Origin of the sequence: Paenibacillus sp. J31TS4 (assembly GCF_018403265.1) — a bacterium.
Taxonomy (GTDB): Bacteria; Bacillota; Bacilli; order Paenibacillales; family NBRC-103111; genus J31TS4.
Window position 1 is genome coordinate 2,162,907 of record NZ_BOSI01000001.1, and the last position, 24,958, is coordinate 2,187,864.

Below are 24,958 nucleotides of genomic sequence, written 5' to 3' on the forward strand. Positions count from 1 at the left end.
CGGACGGCTAGCCGTCCAGCAGCGCGAGCAGCTCGCTGAGCCGGCACAGCCGGGCAATCGGCTCGATGCCGCGCCGGGCGAGCTCGTCCGGCTCCGCCTGGTAGGCGGCGAACGGACTGCCCGCGTCGACGGCGCACTGGCCGTCGATCCAGGAGTCGCCGACGAAGAGCCAAGCCCCCGCCGGGATATGCGGCTCGAGCCGGTGCAGGCGGAGCAGGCCGGACGGCGAAGGCTTGAGCGCCTCCATCTGCTCGCGGCCTGCGATATGCCGGAAACGTCCGGCGATGCCCGTCTCGGCGAGGGCGGTCAACGCCGCCTCACGGGCGTTGTTCGTCAGCACCGCGAGCGGGAGGCCGCGCCTCTCCAGCTCCTCCAGCACCTCTGCCGCTTCCGGCTCCAGACCAGCGCCGTGCATGCCCTCCGTCTCGAAGCGGGCGACGAGCGCCCATAGCTCCTCGAGCTGGCGCTGGCTCATCCGGCCGGCCGTCTGCGCCGCGACGATCAGCTGCGAGGTGGTCATGCCGTCCGGCCCGATGGACGGCTCAAGCAGCCCGTCCTCGGCCAGCCGCGTATAAACCGCCATCTTCATGGCGGGGAAGTCGATTCGGGAGGACAACAGCGTATTGTCCATATCAAAAACGATTGCGCGGTATGGTCCGCTCTTCATCGCGATCCGCCACCTTCCAGCCGCTTCGGCATTTTGCCGGGGCGGCTGGTTTCTATTATACCCGACCCCTCCGCCTGAAGGCATGGCCCGAAATGACTAGCAGCCGGGGGCAAGCGCTCGCGCTTGCCCCCGGCTGCTGCCGTTCTACTGCTATCTCGTTTCTGTTCCCGGCTCCGCCGCTGCCGGCGGCCCGGATGCCCGACGGAGCAGAAGACTCAGGCGTTCCGCCGCCTCGCTTCTCTCTCTCTGCCGGCTTCGGGCTCCGCATCGAACCGTCTGCGCTCGGATCGCTCGATCTGCACGATTCGGCCGTCATGGACGACGATGTGGACGGAGCCGTACTCGATTCCTTCGAGCGCCTCTCCGATCCGGCGAAGCCACTGCTCGTTTACCTCCAGAGGTTTTGCCATCGGTTTTTGCTCCTTTCGGTTTGCCGCCGGCTGCCGTTCCCCGCCGTCCGGCTTGGCTGCTGCTTCCTTCTCTTGGGGCCCGCTGGATCCGTATAAGTGCGGCCGCTACAGATAGACCGGCATCGGGTCGGTCTTGCGCCGGTTCTCCGCCATGCGGCCGGTTCCCCCGCGGAACAAGTAGACGCGGTGAATGAGAACGTGCACCGGCTCCCCCGGCTCCAGCGGCTCTTGCTCCAAAGGACGGTGAACGGTCAGCTGAGCACCGGCCGCCTCCACTTCCACCTCCCAAAACGATCCGCGGAAAAACTGCCGCCGCACGACGCCCTCCTCGGCCGCCGATCGGACGGCAGGCGGGCGGTTCGTCTTGAAAAGCTCGACATACTCGGGCCGGATGAGGCCCTGGTGATGCTCCGCCTCCTCCTCGAAGCCGCGCAGCGAGGAAGCGTCCGGGACGATGGTCGACTCGCCGATGAAGCCCGCAACGAACGGGCTCTGCGGCTCGCGGTAGATTGCTTCCGGCGTGCCGTGCTGCTCGAGCCGCCCGCGGTGCAGGATGACGATTTCGTCCGCCACCTCCACCGCTTCCTCCTGGTCATGGGTGACGAACAGGCTCGTGATGCCGAGCCGTCCGATCGTCTCCTTCAGCCAGGCGCGGAGCTCCTTGCGGATTTTGGCGTCGATCGCCGCGAACGGCTCGTCGAGGAGCAGCAAGCCTGGCTCCGGCGCCAGCGCCCGGGCGAACGCCACACGCTGGCGCTGGCCGCCGGACAGCTGGTGAGGCAGCCGGCTGCCTAGGCCGGCGAGCCCGGTCAGCTCGAGCAGCTCCTCCACCTTGCGCCGGATGTCCGTGCGGGATTTCCGCTGCACGGCGAGCCCGAAGGCGATGTTGTCCGCCACCGTCATATGCCGGAAGAGCGCATAATTCTGAAAAACGAAGCCGATGCCCCGCTGCTGGGGACGGACGTCGTTCATCCGGCGGCCGTCGAAGTACACGTCGCCCGAGCTCGGCTGCTCAAGCCCCGCCAGCATCCGCAGAATCGTCGTCTTGCCGCTTCCGCTCGGCCCAAGCAGGCCGGCGAGCTTGCCGCTCCCGATCCGGAAAGAGACGTCTTCCACCGCGTGGAAGCCTCCGTAAGCTTTGCTTAATTGGTCAACCCTTACCTCCATGCCGCTTCCTCCCTTAATGCCCCCTGCCGCTCCCGGGCTGCCAGTGCGTCGGCATGCCGGCGGTGCCTCCATTCCACGAAGCTCTTGACGGCCAGCGTCACGAGCGCCAGCAGCACGAGCAGGGAGGCGGCGGCAAAGGCTGCCGCAAACTGATATTCGTTATACAGAATCTCGACGTGAAGCGGGAGCGTGTTCGTGCGTCCCCGGATATGGCCCGAGACGACCGAGACGGCTCCGAATTCTCCCATCGCTCTCGCGTTACACAGAATAATGCCGTAAAGCAATCCCCATTTAATGCCGGGCAGCGTCACCCGGAAAAACACCCGCCAGCCGCCGGCGCCGAGGCTGACCGCGGCTTCCTCCTCGTCCTTGCCCTGAGCCTCCATGAGGGGGATCAGCTCCCGGGCCACGAACGGAAACGTAACGAACAGCGTGCTCAAGACGATACCCGGCAGCGCAAACACGATCTTCAGATCATGCTCGGCCAGAAAAGGCCCCAGCCACCCGCGCGACCCGAATAGCAGGATGAACACGAGGCCGGCAATGACCGGCGATACCGCAAACGGAAGATCCGTCAGCGTGAGGAACAGCTGCTTGCCGCGAAACCGGAATTTGGTCACCGCCCAGGCGGCCGAGACCCCGAACAGGACGTTGAGCGGGACCGCGATCGCGGCGACGGCGAGCGTCAGGCGGATGGCGGCGAGCGCATCCTTGCTGGTCAGCGACTGCAGGTACACCGCCGCCCCTTTTTTGAACGCCTCCGCGAACACGGCCGCCAGCGGAACGAGCAGAATGAGCGTCAAAAACAGCACGGCCAGGCCGATGAGCAGCACCCGGACCCAGGCCGGTTCGTTCAGATGGGCCGGCGTCTCTCTCGATTCGGCGGCCGGACCCAGCGCGATGGAAGCCATAGCGCGTCTCCTCCTTGCGTCAAGGTAGTCAGGCTTGCCGCTGGACCCGGTTCGCCCTTCGCTGCAGCCCGTTGATGACGAACAGCAGCAGGAACGACAGCACGAGCAGGACGGCCGCGATCGCGGTCGCACCGGCGTAATCGAACTGCTCGAGCTTCGTCATGATGAGCAGCGGGGCGATCTCCGTCTTCATCGGCATATTGCCGGAGATGAACACGACGGACCCGTATTCGCCGAGGCCGCGGGCGAAGGCCAGCGCGAAGCCGGTCAGCAGCGCGGGCAGCAGCTCCGGCAGCACGACCTTCCACAGCGTACGCGTCCGGCTCGCGCCGAGGCAGGCCGATGCTTCCTCGAAGCTGTGGTCGAGCTCCTGCAGCACCGGCTGCACCGTGCGGACGACGAACGGCAGTCCGATGAAAACGAGGGCGATCGTGATCCCGATCGGCGTATACGCGAGCTTGATGCCGAGCGGGGCGAAGAGGGCGCCGATCCAGCCGCTATCGGCATACAGCGTGGTAAGGGCAATGCCCGCGACCGCCGTCGGCAGCGCGAACGGGATGTCGATGAGCCCGTCGAGGAATCGACGTCCCGGGAACCGGTAGCGGACGAGCACCCAGGCGACCAACAGACCGAACACAGCGTTCACCGCGGCGGCGCCCAGACTGGTCAGGAAGGTGAGCCGGAAGGACGCCAGCACCCGCGGGTTCAGAACCGTTTGCCAGAATTGGTCCCAGCTGAGCGTCGCCGCCTTCAGGAAGACGGCCGACAGAGGGATGAGCACGAGCAGGCTCAGATAGAGAAGCGAGAACCCCATCGTAAGCCCAAAGCCCGGAAGGAGCCGCTTGGATGTATTGCGCATGGCCCGCCCCTCCGTCACTTCGGCTTGTAGATCTGGTCGAAGACGCCGTTCTCGGCGAAATGCGTCTTCTGCGCCTTCGCCCAGCCGCCGAACACTTCGTCGATCGTGAACAGCTCAATTTTGGGGAATTGCTTGGCGAACTTATCGGCGACCGAAGCAAGCCGGGGCCGGTAATAGTTCTGCGCAGCGATCGTCTGGCCTTCCTCGGTATAGAGGTACTCCAGATAAGCCTGGGCCACCTCTCGTGTCCCCCTCTTATCGACCACCTTGTCGACGACGGCCACTGGAGGCTCCGCGAGGATGCTGACGGACGGATTAACGATCTCCAGCTTATCCGCACCGAGCTCCTTGAGCGCCAGGTACGCTTCATTCTCCCAGGCAAGCAGCACATCGCCGATGCTGCGCTCTGTGAACGTCGTCGTCGCTCCCCGCGCGCCGGAGTCGAGCACCGGCACGTTCTTGAACAGCGCCTCGATGAACTGCTTCGCCTTGGCCTCGTCGTTGCCGTTCGCCTTGAGCGCGTAACCCCAGGCGGCCAGGTAATTCCAACGGGCGCCTCCCGACGTTTTGGGATTGGGCGTGACGACCGAGACACCTGGCTTCACGAGGTCGTTCCAATCGCGGATGCCCTTCGGATTGCCTTTGCGCACCAGGAACACGATCGTCGAGGTGTACGGAGAGCTGTTGTCTTTCAGCTTGCTTTGCCAGCCCTGCGCGAGCTGTCCCGCTCCCTGAATGGCGTCGATATCATAAGCAAGTGCAAGCGTTACTACGTCGGCCTCCAGCCCATCAATCACCGAGCGGGCCTGGGTACCGGAGCCGCCATGCGACTGCTGAACGGTTACATTTTGTCCGGTCTTCTCCTTCCAATAGGAAGCGAACGCCTGGTTGTAGGCGGCATACAGCTCGCGCGTAGGATCGTACGAGACGTTGAGGAGCTCCACGGATTTCTTGGCCCCCTCCGCGGTGCCGCCTCCCGTGTCCGTGCCACAGGCTGTCAGTCCCGCGGCAAGCGCCGCCGTGAGAACGACCACTCCCGCCTTCCTGCCGATTCTTCTCCATGCTTGCCAACCGATGCTTCCTTGTCGTTCAGCCATATCTTCTGTTCCTCCCGATTTCGAAGATAAAAAAAAGACACATTCCTGCGGGTTCTGGCGAGGCGTGCGTCTCCGGCTGTCCGGTGGACGGTTGGTATAAGTTTATTATTCCGATGAGATTAGTATCCTTTATGGATGGAATCATATCACCCTGTGCTCCCGCCCGTCAATCCCTTCCTTAAGATTGGGCGCCCGCCTAGTTTTCCATTGGGAGTCCGCCTATTCTCTCCGCTCGCATTTTAGAAGAAACAACCTAAACGCGCGAAAAAGCACGAAATAAGAAGATCCACTTCGAATGGGATGGGAAATTTGCCCAAAATGGGCGAATACGATTACTATTTGAATTTTTAGAATATTTACAATTTTTTAATATCGGTCTATGATAGAGACATCAAAAGAAACACAACACAAGCCACACCAGCCAGCTACACCGAATCAAAGGCAACGCAAGCGATAGCAAACGCAACTTGGCATACCACCTTCTTCTTCAGTCCGTATATTTATCGGATCAGGAAAGAACCGGGTGACCACTGAACTCCCATGGAGCAGCTCACCGACAGTATTCTTTTTCCTCATCCGACTAAATATAAATATTCTGAAACGAGAAAGGGGATAGACCATTGGAGTAGCGTAAGCGAAGCATACCGGAATCAGGTTGCCCCAAGGAGGAAGATTGTGACAGCTTGCTCCGCAGCTTGTGGGTATGTGGGAACTCGCGGATAGGACATGCAAGGCATGTTCGCCGGTAATCAGTCACCGGTTGCAAGTTAAGAACTACCGAACATGCGATGCATGTGTAGGATGGCAGGAGGTTCCGTAAAACAAGTGAATAAAGGGATTCCAAGATAGACCCCGTTTATTTTGACACAAAATAGACGGGGTCTTGTTGTGCGCTCGGAATCCTCTGAAGCGTCGACTTCGCCTGGCGGCTGCGGCCCGCCCGCCTCTCCTTCCGCCTTTTTTCGGCGGTTCAGGCGGACGTCCGGTTCCCCTTGGATGGCTGCTGCATTGGATGCAGCATCGACATCTGGAGGTGATTCTGCATGCCCGCTCTTGTTCCTTCCCGCAAAGGAGGCGCGGTCCGCAAGATCAAGCTGACACCGAAGCTGAATTCCGTCGTCCGGAAGCGGTTCTCCCGTTTGACGGTCGTCTGGTGCAACACAGCCGGCGTTCCTTTCAACACTACCGGCTTCTTCGCTATCCTCTTCACGGCGAATGGCCGCCGCGTCTCGACCGCTGCGTTCGACAGCTTCGGCGTCGTCCGGTTCCCTAACATCGTGACACCGACCCGGCAACGGTTCGTCATCCGCACGTTTAACCGCAACGGTGTCCTGTTCCGGACCCGGACCATTCCCGCCGGGGTCGCCGCGTTCGTCATTATAGGCTAAAGTGCCCCGAGAAGTGAAGAAGCGCCTTCGAAGCAAACTCCTAGTACTTCTCGGGGACCCCGAAAGACACCCAAAAAAGTGACGATATCCGCTCTGAAGCTTAGTCCGATTACTTTTTCGGGGCCCGCACAGAATCCCCAGAAACGCCGAAGAGGTCCGGTTGTCTCCTAGAGACAACCGGACCTCCTATGTTGTACCGCCCGATCAAGACCCATTGGCCGTCCGCTCCCGGCGCGTCTTGCCGATGATCTTGCGGATGCTGTCCTCCGACAGGTGGAACATCTGGATCAGCTCCACCATCTTGCATCCATTGTTGTATTGGCGGTAAATTTCTCTATTTCTCCGTTCGATCAAGAGCCTGGTGCCGTTGTTTTCTCCCCAACCCGCGCGTTTCTTTTCCTTCTTGGGGATGTACACGATTTCACCTTGGATGTAATCCTGCAATTGCTTCAGCAAATTAGGGGGAAGAACATCCTTTCCGTTTTTGTAGCTCATTGATGAAAACCTCCTCTTGGTTTTTCCTTCCGCTGTTAAGGGCTGTCAAAATCAGGGATCCTGCTTTCATCGCTCACACCTCCTTGGTTTAGTTTGGTCTTCCTTATTCCGAAAAAAGAGAACAAAAAAAACACGATTAACCGCATCGTGCCTGTCGAGTCTGCTATCGCTTGTTGCTTCAGGTGACGGTTAGGATAGGTGAAGCTATTCAGTTCTAACTCCCGTAAGTGTATGGCTCTGAACAAAAATCATGCCTATCGACTCCTTTCACCTTTGTTATGTATTTCAAGGATAATTCCCATTATATCCCTAGTGAATGAATTCTGACAAGACCCAATTGGCCGCTGGCCAACAGGGAGGGCCGCGTCCGCCCTTCTGGGGAAGCCCGCTCTGCTTCCGTTCTGTAAAACAGGGGGTCCGGGAGGACCCCCTGCCGTTCCAAGCCTCCGATTAAACGGAGACCACCTCAACGATTGTAATCACACTGATCACGCTCCTTTCCTTGCGTTTTTGCCGGCACTGTTATTGTATACCAGTCATTCGGCGGGCAACAACCGAAAGAATGGTTATAAGGGTTCTTTCCGGAGCTCGGGAGCTTCCCTGCCGGCATCTCTCCGCTCGCGAATTTCCCGGACGCCCGCTTTTTTGCGACTTAGGACCGATAGACGATGCCCGTTTACCTGCTATAATGACGACAACTTGTTACAGGGGGCATGTCTACCTATGTGGAAAGAATTCAAAGCGTTCGCCTTCAAAGGCAACGTGCTGGACCTAGCTGTCGGCGTCATTATCGGAGCGGCGTTCGGCAAGATTGTCAGCTCGGTCGTGGGTGACCTCATCACGCCGCTCCTCGGCATCCTGATCGGCGGGATCGATTTCCCCGCGCTCGACATCACAGTCGGCAGCGCCTCGATCGCCTACGGCAAGTTCATCCAGACGGTCATTGATTTTCTACTTACGGCGTTCTCGATCTTTTTGTTCATCAAGCTGCTCAGCCAGTTGAAGCGCAAACGCCAAGAGCCCGAGAAGCCGGCCGAACCCCCGGTACCGAGCAGGGAAGAGCTGCTGCTGACCGAAATCCGCGATTTGCTGAAGGCCAAATCCTGAAGCGGCCGCCTCCCCCGGAGGCGGTTTTTTTTGTTCTTTAGGAGGGGATTTCGCCAAAAAATCTTTTTGGTAGCACCTCCGGTTTGCTGCAACTTCCTCTTCGTCCGCTCCGTCAGAGGAATGGAATACATATCCAGTTTTATAATGAGGAGGAAATGCTTCATGAAGTTTGGCAAACAGGCAGCCGTTCTCGGTCTCACGACCGCCATGCTGCTGTCGGCCGTACCGCCGGTTCTGGCCGACAAGGCGGCCCCGGCAAGCGACAGCGTCTCGTCCGCCCCCGCAGCCAGCAATCCGGGAACTCCCGCGGCGGAAGCCCCGTCCGACGTCAAGATCAGCAAAGAGCGGGCCATTGAGCTGGCTCCCACTTTTGTCACGATCCCGTCCGACTACAAGCTCCAGGGAATCAGCTATAACTCGCGCCAATATCCGAATGGAAGCGGCGCCTGGAGCATCAACTACGAGAAGCGCCAGCAAGACCGGTATTTCGGCAACATCTCGATCACCATCGATGCGGAGACGGGCAGCCTCCTGTCGTATTACAGCTACGAGAACGACCCGTCGTCTCCCGAGGCTTTTCCGCCCAAGCTCGACTGGAGCGCCGCCAAAGCATCCGCCGAGCAGGTGCTCGGAAGACTCGCTCCCGATTTGAAGGGGCAGGTCGTCTACAGCGACGATTACGAAAAAACCAGCAAGCCGCCGCTGAACGGACAAATCCGCTATACGGTCAAATACGACCGTGAGGTCAACGACGTCCGGTACGCGCAGAATTTCATCCAGATCACGCTGGACGGCAACGGCAAGCTGGTCGGCTTTGAGCGCCGCTGGGATACGGCTCTGCTTTCCTTCGACGACCTGAGCGGCCTGTTGACTCAGGAGCAGGCGGAAGCAGCCATGAAGCAGAAGCTGTCCTCTGAGCTCTCCTATCTGTACCTCAATCCGATGGGCGGGGGATCCGCCAAGCCGATGCTCGGCTACCTGCTCAAGACGCCGATGCTTGATGCCAAAACCGGCAAGCTGATCAATGAGGCCGGGAAGGAAGTCACCTCGCCGACTACGTATGAGACGTTGACCGACAAACCGCTCGCGGCTATGCCGGCCGGCGGACGCAACCTCACCAAGGAGCAGGCCGTTGCGGCGGCCGCCGCCATCATCCAACTGCCCAAGGGCGCGGAGCTGACGGACGCTTCCTATTATGAGGACCATTCGGACATGGGGATCTCTTCCTGGAACCTGTCCTGGAAGCTGCCGGGAAGCACCGAGCGTGACTCCGATTATTACCGGGCCAGTATTCACAGCCAAACCGGGGAGCTGCTGAACTTCAGCCATGACGGCACCATGATGCTGGCGAAGCTGGCCATGGCTTCGGGTGAAGCGGGCAAGTCCCCCGCATCCATCGATCCCAAGGATGCGACAGCCAAGGCGGTGGACTACGTCAAGACCATCCTGCCGCATTACAGTGATCAGCTGGCGATCGATCCGGAGTGGCTCGCCTCGCAAGCTTCCGCAGATCCCGGAGGGATGTTGTCCATCCCGTTCAAGCGTCTCGTGAACGGCATTCCGTCGGACAGCGAATCGATTCAGGTCACGGTTGCCGCTTCCGGTGAAATCGCCGGCTATTGGGGCAATCTGCGAAGAATCGACGTACCGAAGCCAGGCAAGACCATCGATGCGAAACAAGCGACCGAGCTGCTGCTCGCACAGTATACGCTTGAGCTGCGCTATTACGTGCCGGTGGACTATCGCTTCTATTATGAAGACAATTCGAAGAAGGCGCGGCAGGCGAAGCCGTACTATGTGCTGGTGCCGAAACAGCCGGACCAGTTCGTGTTCGTCGACGCCGCGACCGGCGAATTCCGCAAGCGCGACACCGGTGCGATCACGGTTCCCGGCCGGCCGGCGGCTACGGATCTGGCCGGCCACTGGGCGCAGCAGGAGCTGCAGCTCATGATCGACTACGGCGCCATTGACGTCAAAGACGGCAAGGTCTCGCCGGATCAGGCGATTACCCGCGGCGAGATGATCAAGATGCTCGTCATTGCCCGCAACGGCGGCGATTACATGCCGTTCCTGGGAGACCGGATGGCGAGCTTTAAGGACGTAGCGGCTTCCTCTCCTTACTTCAGCTATGTCGAGCAGGCGGTGGACGCCAACCTGATCGACAAATCGGAGAACACCTTCCGCCCCGAAGATCATATGACCCGGGACGACCTCGCCGTCCTGCTCGTCCGGGCCCTCGGCTACAACAAGCTGGCAGAGCATGACAGCCTCTTCAACCTGAAGGCTGCGGACGCCGCAGCCATCAAGAACAAAGGCCAGGCCGCCATTCTGCTCGAGCTCGGGATCATGACCACCTCCGACGGGCGCTTCCAGCCCGCCCAGGAAGTGAGCCGGGCCCAAGCGGCCACGACCTTCTACCGCTATCTGGAGCAGCGGGCCATGCTGCGCGACGTTCCGATCGGCATGTAAACCTGCCTAGCGATCGGCTGTTCCTACGCGGGAGACGCCCGTCGAACACCGCGCTGGGTGGGAGCTTCGCACCATGCCCAAGCGGCCGGCTTCCGTGCCGCCCCGGCAGCGTCCTCCTCATCGGCGGCACGCCGCCGATGAAGCTCGATCCGGTTTAGCTGCAAGACAAACAGCCCGTACCCGGGAATTCCCGGGTACGGGCTGTTTGGCCTGGCTCCTAAGAAGCGGCTCTCCCGGCACGGCGGCCGCGCCTCAAGAGCGGGCGGCCGTCAATTGAAGCATCCGTCGCGCCGCTGCCAGGTCGTACGCCAGCCGCTCGCGTGGATCGAACGGCGCATGCGTCTCAAGCGTGATCCATCCGGCGTAGCCGGTCTCGGCCAGTGCGTCGAACAGCGGCTGGTGATCCGCCTCTCCCTCGCCGAGACGGCAGCCGAGGAAATATTCCTCGCCCCGGTGCGTCCGGTTCGCGAAGGAGCCGGGAGCACCCAGCTCCATCAGACGGCGTTCGTCCTTGACATGTACGTGGAGCAAACTGCCGCCCAATCTGAGTACGGAGGACCGGCCGTAATCCGTATCGGTTATGTACATATTGCCTGCATCGTGAATGAAGCCCAGGTTGGCGGCGGGAATCATGCCGCGCAGCCGCATGCAGCTGTCCACCGTCTCCACAAGCGAGTTGTTGTGGATCTCGAGCACGATGCGGATCCCGTGCGCCTCTGCCTCCTCTGCGCAGCGGTTGAGCCAGAAGGCCGCCTTGGCAAAATGGTAGTCCTCTGCGAGAAAAGCGTTGGGGCCTCCAGGCTGGACGCGGACCATCGTCGCGCCGAGCTCTCCTGCATGGTCGAACAAGCGCCGGATGTCCTCCAGCGCACGCTCGCAATCCGCGTCGGAGGCCGCTGAGAAACCTCCCGCGTACCCCGCCAGCACAGGCAGCGCGAGTCCTGCATCGTCGGCCAGCCGGCGAATCTCGCGGACGCGCGGCAGGCTGGTGCCGGGGGACAGATGAGGCTCCCGGCAGGCGATCTCGAGCCCGTCGAAGCCGAGCTCCCGCGTGATCCGAATCGCCTCATGGATGCTGTAATCGATCAAAACTCCGCTGAATGCGGCAAGTTGGACGGTACGTGGTTCCTTGGTTGGCAGCATGAGCGTTTCCTCCTCTAGGTCAGCACGCTTCCTGCTGTTCCCATCTGGCTGCCGTGCCGATAGTTGGTCTGGTTGGAGCGGACTAAGCTTGACTGGCACCGGATATCGGCGGACGGAGCCTCCCTCAACCGAGTCGCAGTCATAGAACTACACGCTTCTAATCACGAGCTATTCCGGATTGCCCGGCGGCAGCGAATCCGGCTTCTCTCCCGGACGCCCGCACGCTGGGCACGTATCGATTCCCACAGGCCGCTGGGCGCCGCATGCCGGGCACGCCTCGGCCGGCGTCTCTTCTGGTTCAACGACCACTTCCTCCGGCTTGACGCCGCCCTCGAACCGGTGGCCGCAGTCCGGACAAAATTTCTTGTCCGCCGGCACCTCCCGCCCGCAGACGCAGGGCTTCGTCTGCCGGACCTCCTGGATCCGGTTCTCCACATCGACGATCTCCTGCCGGAGCCGGAGAATCTGCGCGCTTGCCTCGCCGATGAACGGCTCCGACTCTGCGAGATTGCCGTCCATGTAAGCCTGGAAGACACGCTCGCCGATCGCTCCAAAATACCGGTCGATCTCTTTTTCCTTGCTCGATATCTGCGCCCTCAGCCGGGTCACCTCAACGGTCTGCTGGGCATATTTGGCCGCCTCTGCGGCCCCTTCTTTCATGCGGTCGAAGAACCCTTTCAAACCGGCATGCCTCCTCCTTGTTCTTTTGTTTTCAGTATACCACGCTTCCTCCGCCCCGGCTTCTTTCAATTGAAGAAGGGAATTGACAAACCTGCCGGCGGATAGGACAATTTGGGTGATTCGCTTTACCAAAGCACACCGATAGAGTGTGCAAACCCAAGGAGGATTCCCCGTTATGAGCGAGCAACCGACATTCATGGCCCGTACAGGCCAGGAATCGGAAGGCATCCTGAAAGAGACCGACACCGAGGCGCTAATGTGGCTGTCTCCGTTCGACCCGCCGATCCAGATTGCCGGCTTCGGCTGGCTGAAGCAGGAGGGCCGTTACCGCCGGCTTCCGGCTGCCCCGACCCATCCACTGCCGCCCGCCGTGGATGCGCTGGCCGATAATACGGCCGGCGGACAGCTGCGCTTCCGCACGGACGCGCTCCAGCTGTCGGTGCGCGTCAAGCTGGCTGCGCCGGGCGACATGTACCATATGCCCTCGACCGGCCAATGCGGCTTCGACCTGTATATCGGCGAGCCCGGAGAACAGCGCTACTATGGAACGACCCGTCTGGGCTTCGGCGTCAAGGAGTACGAGTCGCTGCTGTTCAGCCAGCCGACGCCGCAAATGCGCAGCGTGACGATCAACTTCCCGCTCTATCAAGGCGTGGAGGAAGTACTGGTCGGCTTTAGCCCGGACGCCGTGGTGGAAGCCCCGCCCGCATATGAGAGCGACAAGCGCGTCATCGTGTATGGCACGTCCATCACCCAAGGAGGGTGCGCCACCCGTCCCGGCATGGCTTGGTCCAATATCATCAGCCGCCGCATTCCGTACGAGTTCCTCAACCTCGGCTTCTCCGGCAACGGAAAAGGCGAGCCGGAGCTCGCCCATATCATTAGCCAGATCGAACGCCCCGGCCTGTTCGTGCTCGATTACGAGTCGAACGCCGGCTTGACGTTCAAGGATACGCTGCCTGGCTTTGTCCGCATTCTGCGCGACGCTCACCCGGAGGTGCCGATTCTGGTCGTCTCCAAGATCCGCTATGCCAAGGAATCCTTCGACGATACGTTCATTCGCAACCGTCTCGCCAACAGCACCTTCGCCCGGCAATTCATCGATGAGCATCGCCGGCAGGGCGACCGTCACCTCCATTTCCTGGACGGCTCCACCTTCCTCGGAGACGACTTCGACGAATGCACGGTAGACGGCGTCCACCCGACGGACCTCGGCTTCCTGCGGATGGCCGACGCTCTGACACCGGTTATCCGACAGCTGCTGCAACAGGCAGACTGACCGCTACGGTGGTGCCATAACCCGGGGCACTGGAGATCGTCAGGCGGCCGCCGTGCTGCTCAACGATCTCCTGGCAGATCGACAGCCCCAGGCCGCTGCCCGGATGCCGGGAGGACGCCTTGTAGAACCGGCTGGTCACATGCCGCAGCTCGTCGACTGGAATGCCCTCTCCGTTATCGGACACGACGAGCAGCGCTTCGTCCTCCTCTACCGTCAGCTGCAGACGGATCTGCCCGCCTTCGCCCGTGAATTTCATCGCATTGTCCAGCAAATTAATCAGCACCTGCTTCAGACGGTCCCGGTCTCCGATCAGCGAGACGGGGCCGTCTTGCCATTCCACCGCCAGCTCCAGATGCTTCCGTGCCGCACTGGGAGCGAACTGCTGACCGACTTCCTCCACCAGCCCGCTCAGCTCGAGCGGTTCCTTCCGCATATGAATCCCGCCGGATTGCAGCTTGGAAAAATCGAGCAGGTCTTCCACCAGACCGACCAGCCGGTCCGTCTCGCTGGAGATGACCTTAAGCCCGAGCTCCGTCTCTTCCCGCTCCTCCAGCCCTCCCGATAGCAGCGTCTCGCTCCACCCTTTGATGGAGGTGAGCGGCGTCCGCAGCTCATGCGAGACTGACGAGATGAACTCGTTCTTCAGCTTCTCGTTCTTCACGAGCTCGTCGGAGAGGAAATTCAGCGTGTCGGCCAGCTGCCCGACCTCATCGTCGTACTGCTTGACTGCCTTCAGCGAGAAGTCGTCACGCGCCATCCGGTTGGCTGTGATCTTGAGCTCCTCGATCGGGCGGACGATGCGATGCGCGAGGAGCCGGATGACGAGCAGCGAAATGCCGAGAACGGTCAGCGCGATGGCGATGGTAAACCAGAGAATCGTCCGCACGACGCCGTCAACTTTCTCAAGCGAGGTTGTATACCGGATCAGCCCGCTTTGCGGCTCCCCCTCCAGCAGGGGACGCGTGATCGCCAGAATGTGCTCTCCCGTCTCCGGACTCGTGCCCGACCAGGAGCCCTTCTGCCCCTTGAGCGCGTCCCGGACATCCGGCGCGGACCGGTGCGAGGCCGATTCCACGCCGTAAAGCGTCGAAACCGGCTCCCCATTGCCGTCCAGCACCTCGATCTTCGCAAAGTCCTCGGTCTTGGCGTTGTCGTAGATATACTTCGCCTTCTCCGATAAGGCCATATCGCCCAGATATTCGCCGTAGAACCGAGCGGACACCTGAACCCGCTCGCTGAGCGCCTGGTAGGCCGATTCGTAGTAATACTGCCGAACCGCAAACAGGAACAGGCCGCCCAGCAAAAGGACGACCAGAAGAATAACCGATCCGTAAGAGACGAGCATCCGGCTCCTAATGGACTTCACGGTCAGGTTCCTCTTTCCATAGATAACCGTAGCCCCAGACAGTCTCGATATAGACAGGCTGGGAAGGGCGTTCCTCGAGCTTTTGCCGGATCCGGCGGATGTTGACGTCCACGATCTTCAGATCGCCGAAGTAATGCTTGCCCCACACTTGATCGAGAATCTCGTCGCGGCTCACGCTCTTGTTCCCGTTCTCCATCAGCAGCTTGATGATGGAGAACTCCGTCGGGGTCAGCTCGATCTCCTGCCCGTGCTTGTACATCCGGCGCTCGGTCAAGGATAAGCAGAACGGGCCGGACTCCAGACGGTCGGCCGGCTGGTCTGCATGCAGCCGCATGCGCCGGGACAGCGCCTTGATCCTCGCCATCAGCTCCGACGGGCTGAACGGCTTGACGACGTAATCGTCCGCGCCGAGCTCCAGTCCCATCACCTTGTCCGCGTCCTGGGACTTGGCGGTGAGCATGATGATGCCCGTACCCGGATACCGGCTGCGGATTTCCCGGCATACGTCGTAGCCGCTGATCGTCGGCAGCATGACGTCCAGGATGGCGATATCGGGCGCCGCTCCCGAATCCATAACCGCCAATGCTTCCTCACCGGTCGTCGCCTCGATGACCTCTAGACCTTCCCGCTTCAGGTTGATGCGGACAAAGCCGCGGATAGCATCCTCATCTTCGAGCACTAATACCTTCATTTGTCCGTCTCCTTTCCCGGGGTTTGCTTCGCGGGAAGGAACTGGAACCAGCTGGCCGGATTTTTCGTCTCTTCCCTCATTTCCTTGTACCCGGCCTTGATCGTCTCCGGCAGGTCCGGGGTGGGCGGCAGCAGCGCCGCGAACTTCTTGTCGGCCCGTTCGCCGAGTGCCACCACCTGGCGCTTCTGCTTGGACCAGGCCATCTGACGGTCTTCCCACTTGTCCTTCGGCACCCAGGCAATGGTCATCAGCTCGGGCGTCAGGCGGGTCGCGTCTGTCCAGTAGGCGAGCTCAAGGGAGCCCTCTTTCTCGTCTCCAAGCTTGCGCAGCGTATACTTGCCCTTCCACGTGGCTGGCAGCTGGATGCCAAAGCCGCTGCCGTAGTCGTAGTAGTTCTCCTGCACGGGAGTTAATCCCTTGCCAGGATTCCACTTGCTCCATTCGTGAATCCAAGGGATCGCCGCCAAGGACAGATGATCCGTACCCGGAGCAGGCTTCAACAGATCGATCTCGATAATCCCGTCTCCGTCCACGTCCCGCGATGTCGCCGTGTAGGCGTTCAGAAGGATCGGGCTCGACTGGTCGCCGGTCAGCGAAGCCAGCCTCAGCCGGCCGTTGTCGAGCAGCAGCAGCATCGTGCTGCCCGAATGGGCCCCTACCTGAGCGTCGACGAAGACTCCTCTGACCGTGTCGCTTGCTTTGCCAGCCTGCACCTGGACCAGGATGTTCGCCAGCCCGTCCAGCGGCATGCTGTCGACCGCGATGAGCCGGTTGTCCTGGAGGCGGTACAAGCTGACGGTCGGCAGGTCCTTCGTCCGGTCCGCCCGGAAGAGGACGATGTCCGGAATGGCATCCGCATCCAGTTGGTCGACCGCAAGCTCGGTATACGCCTGGCTATCCAGCAGCTTAAGCTGGCCTTGCTGAAGCCGATAGACGGACAGGCTCTTGGTGATCTGCTTGCCTCCGCTCCAGCCGACCAGAATATCCCGGGTTCCCGTCCCGGTCAGATCCAGAATGTCCATATAATCGAATTCGCTTCCCAGCTCCACCTGCTCGGCCATCCGCGTCCAGCGGCCGTCCGGCTGCTTCTTGAGAATGAGAAGGCCGAGCTGGAACTGATTCGTTTCCTGCTTATATAACGCTATTGCTTCCTTCACGCCGTCTCCGTCCAGATCCGCCTGTGAGATTGCCCCGATCTTCTCTCCGTGCTTCAGCGGCACCGTCAGCTTGGCGCCATTCGGGAGCAGCTCGGATACCGCCCGCAGGATCGCCTCCTGCTCGGAGCCTGCGGCTGGCGCCTTGAGCAGCTCGACGGGGGACGAGAGGATGCTGCAGCCGGACAATCCTGCGGCAAAAACGACGGCGGACAGGGCGGCGGCGATGACTCTTCTCATGCGAACATTTCTCCTCGGTCAGACAATGAACGGTCCGGGCTCCCCGTTAAGGCAGCATCTCCGGAACCGTGACGAATGTATAGCCGTTCTTCTTCAGATAGGCGATGATCTGGGGCAGCGCCTCCACCGTGTTGCTCAGGTCGCCCTTCTTGCCTCCGAAACTGTGCTGCAGAACGATGGCGCCCGGCTTCACCTGGTGGTTCACGATGGCCATCATATCGGCCACCGGCGTGCCCGCCCAGTCCTTCGTATCGACGGACCAGTTGACCACATGCGTGTTCATACTGGCCAGGGTAGACAGCACTTCGTCCGACACCGCACCGTACGGAGGACGGAAGATCGCGCTGTGTTTTCCGGTTACGGAAGCGATCAGCTCGTCGGTTTTGGTCACCTGCTCCCGCATCTCCTCGGGCTTCAGCGAGGTCATATTGGAATGGTTCCAGGAATGATTGCCGATCGCATGGCCTTCCTCCGCGATTCTCTTAAGCACGTCTGGATGAGCGGCTGCCTGCTGGCCGACGACGAAAAAGGTCGCCTTCACGCCGGCTTTATTCAGCAAATCCAAGATTAGGGGAGTCCATTTGGGATCGGGTCCATCATCGAAGGTCAGTGCTACGAGCTTGCGCTCGTCCGCCGGCCCGCTGCGAATCACTTTCCCCGAAGCCTTGCCGCTGCCGTTTGCCGGTTTGGCCGTCGGCTGGGGACTTGGAGTGGGGGATGTCTCACCCCGCCCCGCCTGCGGTGCTGTTGTCCCGGCCGGCTTGGCCGGCTGGCCGGAGGGCGACGCCGAAGGAGACGGTGATACCGAAGGACGAGGCGTCGGCGAAGGCGTCGGGGAGGCGAGCCCCGGACTGCCTGACGGCTTGGCGCTCTCCTGCGTTTCCGCCGGACTTGGCTCTTGTCTCTCTTCATTCAGAACGGTCGGCGCCGGCTGGCCGGCAACCGACCCGCCGCCTGTCAAAAACGCCTCTACTTTATTATATCCTGCGAATGCTACTCCCACGATTAACGTGGCGACCATGATGCCGCGGCGAGCCTTCCTGCTCCCCGCACTGTTCTTCCTTCTCCCCATTGGTACTCCTGCTCCCCGATCCTAGATTTCTGTCTGCTAGACTAGTCTCCAAACAATAGACAAGAGACTCCCAGACCGCCCGGCCCGGAGCCTCTTCTGTCTCTATATAATAAACGACAAAGAAGGCAAAGAAGTTACGGCAAGATTACAAAAGCTATCAAATTTCTTCCCCTACTCGTCCTATCTTTCTTTCCATTCCGACAGTCCTTCCCGCTCCCCCTTCTCTTCGTTCGTCCTGAGCGGCAAACGAAGTCTCCCGCGCTGCAGGGCCGGCCGCTTCCGTCAATCGCTTTCCCGCATAAATAAAGGGAGCCACACGGTGATGACCGTCCCCTCGTCCTTCCGGCTCTCGATCTCCAGCCGGCCCCCATGGTCGGCGATGATGCGGCGGCTTGTCATCAGACCGAGTCCGGTACCGGTCTCCTTGGTCGTGAAGAAAGGCTCGCCGAGCTTGGGCAGCAGCGTCTCCGGGATGCCTGTCCCCTGGTCGGCGAAGCTCACGATAATGCCGTCCTCCTCATCCCGCTCCGCCGAGATGTGGATGTCTCCCCCGTCAGGCATTGCCTCTATGGCGTTCTTGAGCAGATTGAGAATGACCTGCTTCAGCTGGTTCTCGTCCCCCCGGACCGGAGGCAGCTGATTCTCGTAATGGCGGATCAGCTCGATCCGGCTGGACACCGCCTGCACATGGAGTAGCGAGATAATTCCCTCGATCGCTTCGTCTATGTACACCATGCCGTAGCTGACCGTCTGCGGCTTGGCCAGCATCATGAATTCGCTCACGATAAAGTGAATCCGCTGCAACTCAGATTGCATAATATCCAGGTACCGGGAATGCTCGGTTCCCTTCATCTTCAGCAGCTGGGTGAAGCCCATCAGCGAAGCCAGCGGATTGCGGATCTCGTGGGCCACGCCGGCGGCCAGCTGTCCGGCGACGGACAGCTTCTCGGATTGCAGGAACAACTCTTCCTTTCGCTTGCGGTGCGACAAGTCGCGGCATACGCTCTGGATGACGTCTCCCTCCATGAAGTCGGGGATACGGGCAGAGGCAGATTCCACCTCCAGTTCGGTCCCGTCCAGCGCCAAGATGCGATGCTCATGGAATTCAAGCGGATCGCGATGGTCGATCATCTTCAGATGCTGCTCTACCGCCGCAGCGGATTCCGGATGAATGAACGCCATGAGCGGCCGCCCGATCAAGTCCTCCGGGCAGGAGCCGCCGAGCATGCGAACCGCAGCGGTGTTGACATACACGAATATGCCGTCCCGGTGAACAAAGACCGCCTCCGGCAGATTCTGGATCAGTTTCTGGTAGCGCAGGTCGGCCTCGCGGCGGGCATCCAGCTTCTCCGTATCCAGGCCCTTCTCGCGTCTCGCGATCGTCGTGCCGAACAAGATCAGAACGAACAAAACAAGGCTATCCACCATATATCGGTAGAGCTCGCCTGTTCCGGTAGAGCGGGCGTCTCCAAAATAGAAAAAAGTATAGAGGCTGAGCACGCAGATGGACATCGAGACCGTTCCCCATACACGCCAATAGATCGCCGCGTGAATCACCAGCATAAAGGTGAAGGGAAGAAACGGGCTGTCCAGCCCGCCCGTGCTGCCGATGAGCCAAAAGCAGTTGCCGTAGCTGACCCAGACCGCCAGGCGAATGATCGTCTGATACGTAACACTTCCGGGAGAAAAAGCGTGAACCCCCAGAAAAAGAAGAAGGGACGACCCTGTGCCGAAGATCGCAAGTCCCTTCAGATCTTCCCATGAGAATCCAAGTCTCTCGAGAAGCGGAGTAGATTGAAATAGGAGAGAGAAGAACAGCCATAGCAGCACCCGTACTCCGCTGCTAAACCGTTCGTAGCTGTGGACATTGCCCTCCCCGAATAGGTTCCTCATCTTCATCCCATCCAGACTCTAGTAGTCAAAGAAATAACGACAAACGACCCAGGATACCGTCTCAAAAAGTAAAAATATGTAAGTTACAATCTATTATATAGTACTTTTGTCAGAGAACAAGAGATCGGGGGGAGGAAAGTAAAAAAATTACATGAAATTCGAGAAGAAAGCAAACAAAACGACAGCATTCGCCGGGATCCGGCAAACGTGGATCGGCCTCGCGTCGGGGTTCTCTATCGTTCTCGCTAACTGCCGCAAATAAGCAAGCAGGTTCTTTCCAGCACTTGCTTTTTGTTCATTCTCATGGTATTATACAATGATTGCCGGAAAATGCCGGCATGTTCCACAGAAGTTAACCCTCGAATGATTCCCTTTGCAGGCAGGAAATTTACCTCACGACGAATTTTCCGAGCAACAACTCCTTTCAATTGATTTCCCGGGCACCCCAACGTTCTTGTATCGCTGATTCACACTGGCGCGGTCATCGGAGCCGCAAGGATGGAAGAGAGGCAGGGCTTTCATTGTTTTAGGATGCAAAGGTAAGACAAGCAAGAGATCACTAGGCAATCAAAAGCTAAGGAATAGAGTAGGGAACTGGATGCGTCGCTCCGCCGCCGTACGAACGTGTACCGTTCGGCTGCGCAGGACCGCAGAAGGGTTAACCAGGTCGTCCCCGAGATCGGCGCCCATGCGCAGCCGGGCCGGACGAGCAAGACCGGACCGGTTCTTCTTGAGCGGGACAAATGAACGCCCGGGCAAGCATAGCTTGCCCGGGCGTTGCTGTATTCGGAGGCGGCAAAAGAGAACGAGCGCTCCGCTTCTTCCCTACTCCGACTCCCGCTTGCAAAGACTGGCGAAAATGCCCCTTTGCCTGACCAGCTCGGCAACAACCTTCCGAGAATCCGGTCAACGATCGAAAAACATACGTTCGCGCGAATACTCTTTCTCCCCCCGGCCTGTCCTACGGGCTCTCCCACCCTTTTCAGAAAACCGATTCGCGTATTCTCTCCGCCTTCCTCACTTTTTGCCCGCTTGCCAGCTCGTCGGTCTCATGCATGTCCGGCAAAACCCAGGCATATCAAGGGACTTCGCCTAATACCTATGTAACGACAGCAACAGCCTACACGGGGAAAAACGGGGGATTGCCTATGGGACAGAAGCTTGCGGTAGCGGTGATCCACGGCATCGGCAGGCAGCAGCCGAATTTTGCCGAGGATATCGAAGCCATTCTTGTCAAACAGTATAAAAAAAAATGATCGCCTTGACGGGCGAGCCATGCGAAGACGAGCTGGTCGTCCAGCCCGTCTATTGGGCGCCGATTCTCGACCATCTGGAGGATGAGCTCGAGGAGCGCCTTGCCCCCTACCGGCTCGCTTGGCAGAACACCCGCTCCTTCATCATCAGCTATCTGGGCGACGCCATCGCCTACCAGCCTATCCCCGGAGAGCGCGGCCCCGAGGAGACGCTCATCTACAAGCAGATTCACGAGCAATTCGAGCACTGCCTCACCCGCCTTGCCCGCATGGCCGGCGACAAGGCCCCCTTATGCGTCATCTCGCACAGTCTCGGCTCGGTTATCGCCAGCAACTTTTTTCACGATAAGCAGATCTTCCGCACCTCCTCGTTCCGCAGCCCGATGGAGAGAGGAGAAACCCTCGCCTTCTTCTACACGCTCGGCAGTCCGATCGCCATCTGGGGACTCCGCTACAAAAACTTCGGCGATCCGCTGGCCGTCCCCGCCCCTCAGCTGAAGAAGCACCACCCGTTCATTCAGGGCGAGTGGCTGAACTTCTTCAACAAATTCGATGTGCTCAGCTATCCCATTCAATCCATCAACGACCGGTACTGCCGCGCGGTGACCGGCGATGTGCAGGTGAACGTCGGCCACGGCCTGTTCGGCCTCACTCCCGCCGCCCATCTGTACTATTGGACGAATCGCCGCGTGCTAGGACGGATTGCGGAAGCTCTGGCACGAGCGACCATTGCGCTCCGGGAGGAGGAGGGACTCCCGCCGGTCAAGAAAAAAAAGACCTGGTACAGTTTCTATAAACGCTGGTTCTGACATTCACGAGCAGGCCATGACCCATTTTGCCCGGATCTAGACGAATGCCAAGTCCGCCCTCTCTAGACACTCATACTATACATTGTGTTAAACACCCACTAGGGAAAAAACCAAATGAGGGAGTGCATATCATGTCAAGTATGGGCAGCCTGGGAAGCAATATGGGATTGGGACCTAACACGGATCTCCATCTGAACATCAATGCCGCGGCCAATGCGGGCGTTAACTTCCCGCCGCCCGTCCCCTATCCGATGCCGACGTATGTCGCTCCGGTGCAGATGGCACCGATGTATCATCATCACGGGCATTATCACCATCACCACCACGGCTGCGGCTGCGGCTGCGGCGGCGGCGGATACGGCTACGCCAGAGGCTACGATGCCGGCGCGATTCTCGTCCTGTTCATCCTCCTCGTCATCATCTCCCGGACTGTTGTCGTGTAGCCGAATTCCTTCCGGAAGAACCGAACGGACATTGGGATTGTCCCAAGCGCACCAAAAACGCCGCCGGCATATACCGGCGGCGTTTGGCGTTTGCAGCTTCGCTTTCGTTCAAGCGTGAGGCGAGGCAGGAAAAGACGGCTGCGCCAGGCAGTTGAGACCGCCCTCTCTTCCTCCCGACCCGCTCACGCTCGCTCTCTCATAGGCTTACTTCAGCTTGAGAGCTTTCTTGTAGAGTGGATACAGCCACTTGACTCCGCTCGGCGTCACCGTGTCGGCAAGAAGATGGGAGACATAGCCGGCTGTAGCGACGAGGGCCAAGCCTTCGACATACAGCTCGCTCTCCATCCCTCTGCCGATGAAGCCCCATAGCAGCAAAGCCCAGAGCGTATGCGTCATCCCTCTGTGCTTGAGCCAGGGGGCCACCGCCACGAACGCTCCGAGCCCGAGCAGCCAGGACATGCCCGTCTGCACGCCGGCGTAGAGCGTGCCGGCCCCGACCGCGCTCACCAGCGCGTTGCGCAGCACGCCTTCCTTGGTCACGAAGCCGAGGAGCAGGAGAAGCAGAGCGGCGGCAGCCAGCCTCGGGTCAAACGGACGTCCGTCGGCATAAAGAAAGACAAGCCAGCAGCCGAGCAGGACGCCTCCCCACAGCATGCCCTCTCTCAGCAGCTTGGCGAGGCTGCCCAGCTTGCCGCTCAGCATGCTGGGGCCGTCCAGGTCGGCGCTGAGTGCCGAGAAGGCCGCCACCGCCATATACAGGGCCGCGTTTTTGAGCGAGAACGGATAATAGCTCACGGCTGCCGCACCAATGGCGACACCGATCGCAAGATGTGTCGTACCTTTCATGGTCCCTCCGATGTCTGGATCGTCATGCGATTCACGCACAAACATACGTTTGCTTCCTAATTATACCGGCAGCCTGACGCTTAGGCAATGGAGCTTCCGGCATAGAGGACCCGCCATGAGCGAAGGAAATATCGTGCCGCCTCTTTACAGGAAAACCCATTTCCAGTTAAAATCGTTTTGTCGCTAAAAAATATTTTAACGATAAAGAATATTTTAGAAATGAGGCTTCCTATGTTCTCTCTCCTGACGATTCCCGACTTCCGCCGCTTCTGGATAGCGCAGGTCATTTCCCAGCTCGGCGACGGCATGGCGCGAACGACCATTACTTACCTGGTTTCGGTTCTATCCGGAGACCCACTCGCCATCGGTCTCGTGATTGTCCTCCAGCTGCTTCCCGGCGCCCTGTTCAGCATCTGGACCGGCCCGCTCGCGGACCGGTATTCGCGCAGGAGGCTCATGGCCGGAGCGGAGCTGTACAGCATGCTCTGCGTGCTCGCCATGCTTCCCTTCCTCCACTCGCTTCCTCTGCTGCTCGTGCTGATCGGGCTGCAGGGCATCGGCTCCGCCGTGTTCGACCCCTCGCGCACCGCATCCGTCCCGGATTTGGTGGGCAGCGAGCGGGTGACGCAGGCGGTCTCGTTCTCCCAGAGCACGTCCACCGTGCTCTCGATCGCCGGACCGTCGGCCGGCGCCCTGCTGCTGGCGCTTGATCATCTGCCGCTCGTCTTCTGGATCAACGGAGCGACCTTTCTGCTCTCGGCGCTGCTGCTTCTGACCCTGCCTCCGCTCCACCCGGCCAAGGGCGGCGGGTCCGGAACCGCTCCCGGCGAATCCTACCTCGCCTCGCTGCGAAGCGGTATCCGCTCCGTGCTGGCTCTGCCCGTCCTCCGCTTCCTGCTGCTGCTCGTGCTGCCCGTCTGCCTCACCGTCGGCGTCATCAACACGCTGCTCGTCGCCGTGATGACCCAAAGCTTCTCCGTCACGGCTTCCCTGTTCGGCTTGCTGCAGGCGTCCGTCGGCGCCGGAGCGGTCGCGGGGGCGGCCTTCCTCGGTCCGTGGCTGCTAAGGCGCTCGCGGGCGAATTGGCTGCTCGTGCTCGGCGCTGCGGGCATCGGCTTCTGGATGATTCTGGTCCTTCCGCTCGCCGCCATTCGGCCGCTCTGGGGAATGGCTCCGGTGTTCGTTTGGTGTATAATGGGAGGAGTTCTGAATGCGCTGATCAACGTCCCGCTGAACAGTCTGTTCCTCTGCGCGACGCCGGCTTCCTATAGGGGAAGAAGCGCTTCCCTGTTCAAAGCTTTGACCAATACGTCTATTCTTGCGGGCGTGCTGGGAGGCGGCCTGGCCGCTTCGTACGCCGGCCCTCTGTCCACCATGGCGGCCGCCGGCTGCCTGCTCGTCCTGTCAATATGCGTCTTCCCCGCGCTGGCCGGCTGGCGGGCGCTTGGAGCCGCCGGCGGGCGCGGGAGAGCGGCCTATCCGGAGACGGAGCCTGCCAGCGCCCCATCCTGAGAGAAG

At 60.2% G+C, this 24,958-nt stretch carries 22 protein-coding genes; 7 read left to right on the forward strand and 15 right to left on the reverse strand.

From position 1 onward, the window contains the following. Positions 1-7: 7 nt before the first annotated feature. From KJS47_RS10180 to KJS47_RS10205, 6 genes are all read right to left on the reverse strand, one after another. Complete coding sequence (locus KJS47_RS10180) at positions 8-667, reverse strand: HAD family hydrolase (RefSeq protein WP_213524769.1); 660 nt, start codon at positions 665-667, stop codon at positions 8-10. A gap of 215 nt (positions 668-882) precedes the next feature. Further along, positions 883-1,077, reverse strand: a complete 195-nt coding sequence (locus KJS47_RS10185) for a YezD family protein (protein WP_213524770.1) — start codon at positions 1,075-1,077, stop codon at positions 883-885. Positions 1,078-1,182: 105 nt separating this feature from the next. Continuing rightward, positions 1,183-2,244: an ABC transporter ATP-binding protein gene (locus KJS47_RS10190; protein WP_213524771.1), complete on the reverse strand. Its 1,062-nt coding sequence runs from the start codon at positions 2,242-2,244 to the stop codon at positions 1,183-1,185. After that, positions 2,235-3,155, reverse strand: coding sequence for a sulfate ABC transporter permease subunit CysW (cysW, locus tag KJS47_RS10195; RefSeq protein WP_213524772.1), 921 nt, complete (start codon positions 3,153-3,155; stop codon positions 2,235-2,237). The genes KJS47_RS10190 and cysW overlap by 10 nt, the downstream gene beginning before the upstream one ends. Before the next feature lie 28 nt (positions 3,156-3,183). Beyond that, on the reverse strand, positions 3,184-4,014 hold the full coding sequence (gene cysT, locus KJS47_RS10200; RefSeq protein WP_213524773.1) for a sulfate ABC transporter permease subunit CysT: 831 nt from the start codon (positions 4,012-4,014) through the stop codon (positions 3,184-3,186). Positions 4,015-4,028: 14 nt separating this feature from the next. Next, positions 4,029-5,111 (reverse strand): sulfate ABC transporter substrate-binding protein, encoded by a 1,083-nt coding sequence (locus KJS47_RS10205; protein WP_213524774.1) that lies wholly within the window; start codon positions 5,109-5,111, stop codon positions 4,029-4,031. A 1,043-nt stretch (positions 5,112-6,154) separates the two neighbouring features. Between KJS47_RS10205 and KJS47_RS10210 the strand changes: the two genes are divergently transcribed. Then, on the forward strand, positions 6,155-6,499 hold the full coding sequence (locus tag KJS47_RS10210) for a hypothetical protein (protein ID WP_213524775.1): 345 nt from the start codon (positions 6,155-6,157) through the stop codon (positions 6,497-6,499). A 204-nt stretch (positions 6,500-6,703) separates the two neighbouring features. Here KJS47_RS10210 and KJS47_RS10215 read toward each other — a convergent pair whose 3' ends face one another. Beyond that, the gene (locus KJS47_RS10215; RefSeq protein ID WP_213524776.1) at positions 6,704-6,994 is read right to left on the reverse strand and encodes a CD3324 family protein; all 291 of its coding nucleotides are present in this window, start codon (positions 6,992-6,994) and stop codon (positions 6,704-6,706) included. Positions 6,995-7,717: 723 nt separating this feature from the next. Between KJS47_RS10215 and mscL the strand changes: the two genes are divergently transcribed. Continuing rightward, a complete protein-coding gene (gene mscL, locus KJS47_RS10220) occupies positions 7,718-8,101 on the forward strand; it encodes a large conductance mechanosensitive channel protein MscL (RefSeq protein ID WP_213524777.1) in 384 nt (127 codons plus the stop codon). A 162-nt stretch (positions 8,102-8,263) separates the two neighbouring features. Continuing rightward, positions 8,264-10,570, forward strand: coding sequence for a YcdB/YcdC domain-containing protein (locus tag KJS47_RS10225; RefSeq protein ID WP_213524778.1), 2,307 nt, complete (start codon positions 8,264-8,266; stop codon positions 10,568-10,570). Between the two features lie 252 nt (positions 10,571-10,822). Here the strand turns inward: KJS47_RS10225 and KJS47_RS10230 are convergent, their stop codons facing one another. Together KJS47_RS10230 and KJS47_RS10235 are read right to left on the reverse strand one after the other, a co-directional pair. Further along, positions 10,823-11,713 carry a sugar phosphate isomerase/epimerase family protein gene (locus tag KJS47_RS10230; protein ID WP_213524779.1) on the reverse strand — a complete coding sequence of 297 codons (891 nt, stop codon included), beginning with the start codon at positions 11,711-11,713 and terminating at the stop codon, positions 10,823-10,825. Between the two features lie 168 nt (positions 11,714-11,881). Continuing rightward, positions 11,882-12,394: a double zinc ribbon domain-containing protein gene (locus KJS47_RS10235; protein ID WP_213524780.1), complete on the reverse strand. Its 513-nt coding sequence runs from the start codon at positions 12,392-12,394 to the stop codon at positions 11,882-11,884. A 175-nt stretch (positions 12,395-12,569) separates the two neighbouring features. On the opposite strand from KJS47_RS10235, the gene KJS47_RS10240 reads away from it, so the two are divergent. Next, positions 12,570-13,673, forward strand: coding sequence for an SGNH/GDSL hydrolase family protein (locus KJS47_RS10240; protein WP_213524781.1), 1,104 nt, complete (start codon positions 12,570-12,572; stop codon positions 13,671-13,673). On the opposite strand, the gene KJS47_RS10245 is transcribed toward KJS47_RS10240, so the two are convergent. The 5 genes from KJS47_RS10245 to KJS47_RS10265 all read right to left on the reverse strand — a co-directional run bounded on the left by KJS47_RS10245 (position 13,642) and on the right by KJS47_RS10265 (position 20,089). Beyond that, on the reverse strand, positions 13,642-15,039 hold the full coding sequence (locus tag KJS47_RS10245; RefSeq protein WP_213524782.1) for a sensor histidine kinase: 1,398 nt from the start codon (positions 15,037-15,039) through the stop codon (positions 13,642-13,644). The two genes, KJS47_RS10240 and KJS47_RS10245, sit on opposite strands and share 32 nt — an antisense overlap. Then, a complete protein-coding gene (locus KJS47_RS10250; RefSeq protein WP_213524783.1) occupies positions 15,026-15,730 on the reverse strand; it encodes a response regulator transcription factor in 705 nt (234 codons plus the stop codon). The genes KJS47_RS10245 and KJS47_RS10250 overlap by 14 nt, the downstream gene beginning before the upstream one ends. Further along, positions 15,727-17,124, reverse strand: coding sequence for a hypothetical protein (locus tag KJS47_RS10255; RefSeq protein WP_213524784.1), 1,398 nt, complete (start codon positions 17,122-17,124; stop codon positions 15,727-15,729). The genes KJS47_RS10250 and KJS47_RS10255 overlap by 4 nt, the downstream gene beginning before the upstream one ends. 46 nt (positions 17,125-17,170) lie before the next feature. Continuing rightward, a complete protein-coding gene (locus KJS47_RS10260) occupies positions 17,171-18,196 on the reverse strand; it encodes a polysaccharide deacetylase family protein (protein WP_249716233.1) in 1,026 nt (341 codons plus the stop codon). Positions 18,197-18,478: 282 nt separating this feature from the next. Next, the gene (locus KJS47_RS10265; RefSeq protein WP_213524785.1) at positions 18,479-20,089 is read right to left on the reverse strand and encodes an ATP-binding protein; all 1,611 of its coding nucleotides are present in this window, start codon (positions 20,087-20,089) and stop codon (positions 18,479-18,481) included. Between the two features lie 1,252 nt (positions 20,090-21,341). Between KJS47_RS10265 and KJS47_RS10270 the strand changes: the two genes are divergently transcribed. Both KJS47_RS10270 and KJS47_RS24065 read left to right on the forward strand, forming a co-directional pair. Continuing rightward, positions 21,342-22,151 (forward strand): chemotaxis protein, encoded by an 810-nt coding sequence (locus tag KJS47_RS10270; protein WP_213524786.1) that lies wholly within the window; start codon positions 21,342-21,344, stop codon positions 22,149-22,151. Positions 22,152-22,282: 131 nt separating this feature from the next. After that, on the forward strand, positions 22,283-22,594 hold the full coding sequence (locus KJS47_RS24065; RefSeq protein WP_249716235.1) for a hypothetical protein: 312 nt from the start codon (positions 22,283-22,285) through the stop codon (positions 22,592-22,594). A 204-nt stretch (positions 22,595-22,798) separates the two neighbouring features. On the opposite strand, the gene KJS47_RS10280 is transcribed toward KJS47_RS24065, so the two are convergent. Beyond that, positions 22,799-23,440: a metal-dependent hydrolase gene (locus tag KJS47_RS10280; protein ID WP_213524787.1), complete on the reverse strand. Its 642-nt coding sequence runs from the start codon at positions 23,438-23,440 to the stop codon at positions 22,799-22,801. Between the two features lie 219 nt (positions 23,441-23,659). Here KJS47_RS10280 and KJS47_RS10285 point away from each other — a divergent pair, with 219 nt between their 5' ends. After that, the gene (locus KJS47_RS10285) at positions 23,660-24,952 is read left to right on the forward strand and encodes an MFS transporter (RefSeq protein WP_213524788.1); all 1,293 of its coding nucleotides are present in this window, start codon (positions 23,660-23,662) and stop codon (positions 24,950-24,952) included. The last annotated feature ends 6 nt before the right edge of the window (positions 24,953-24,958 follow it).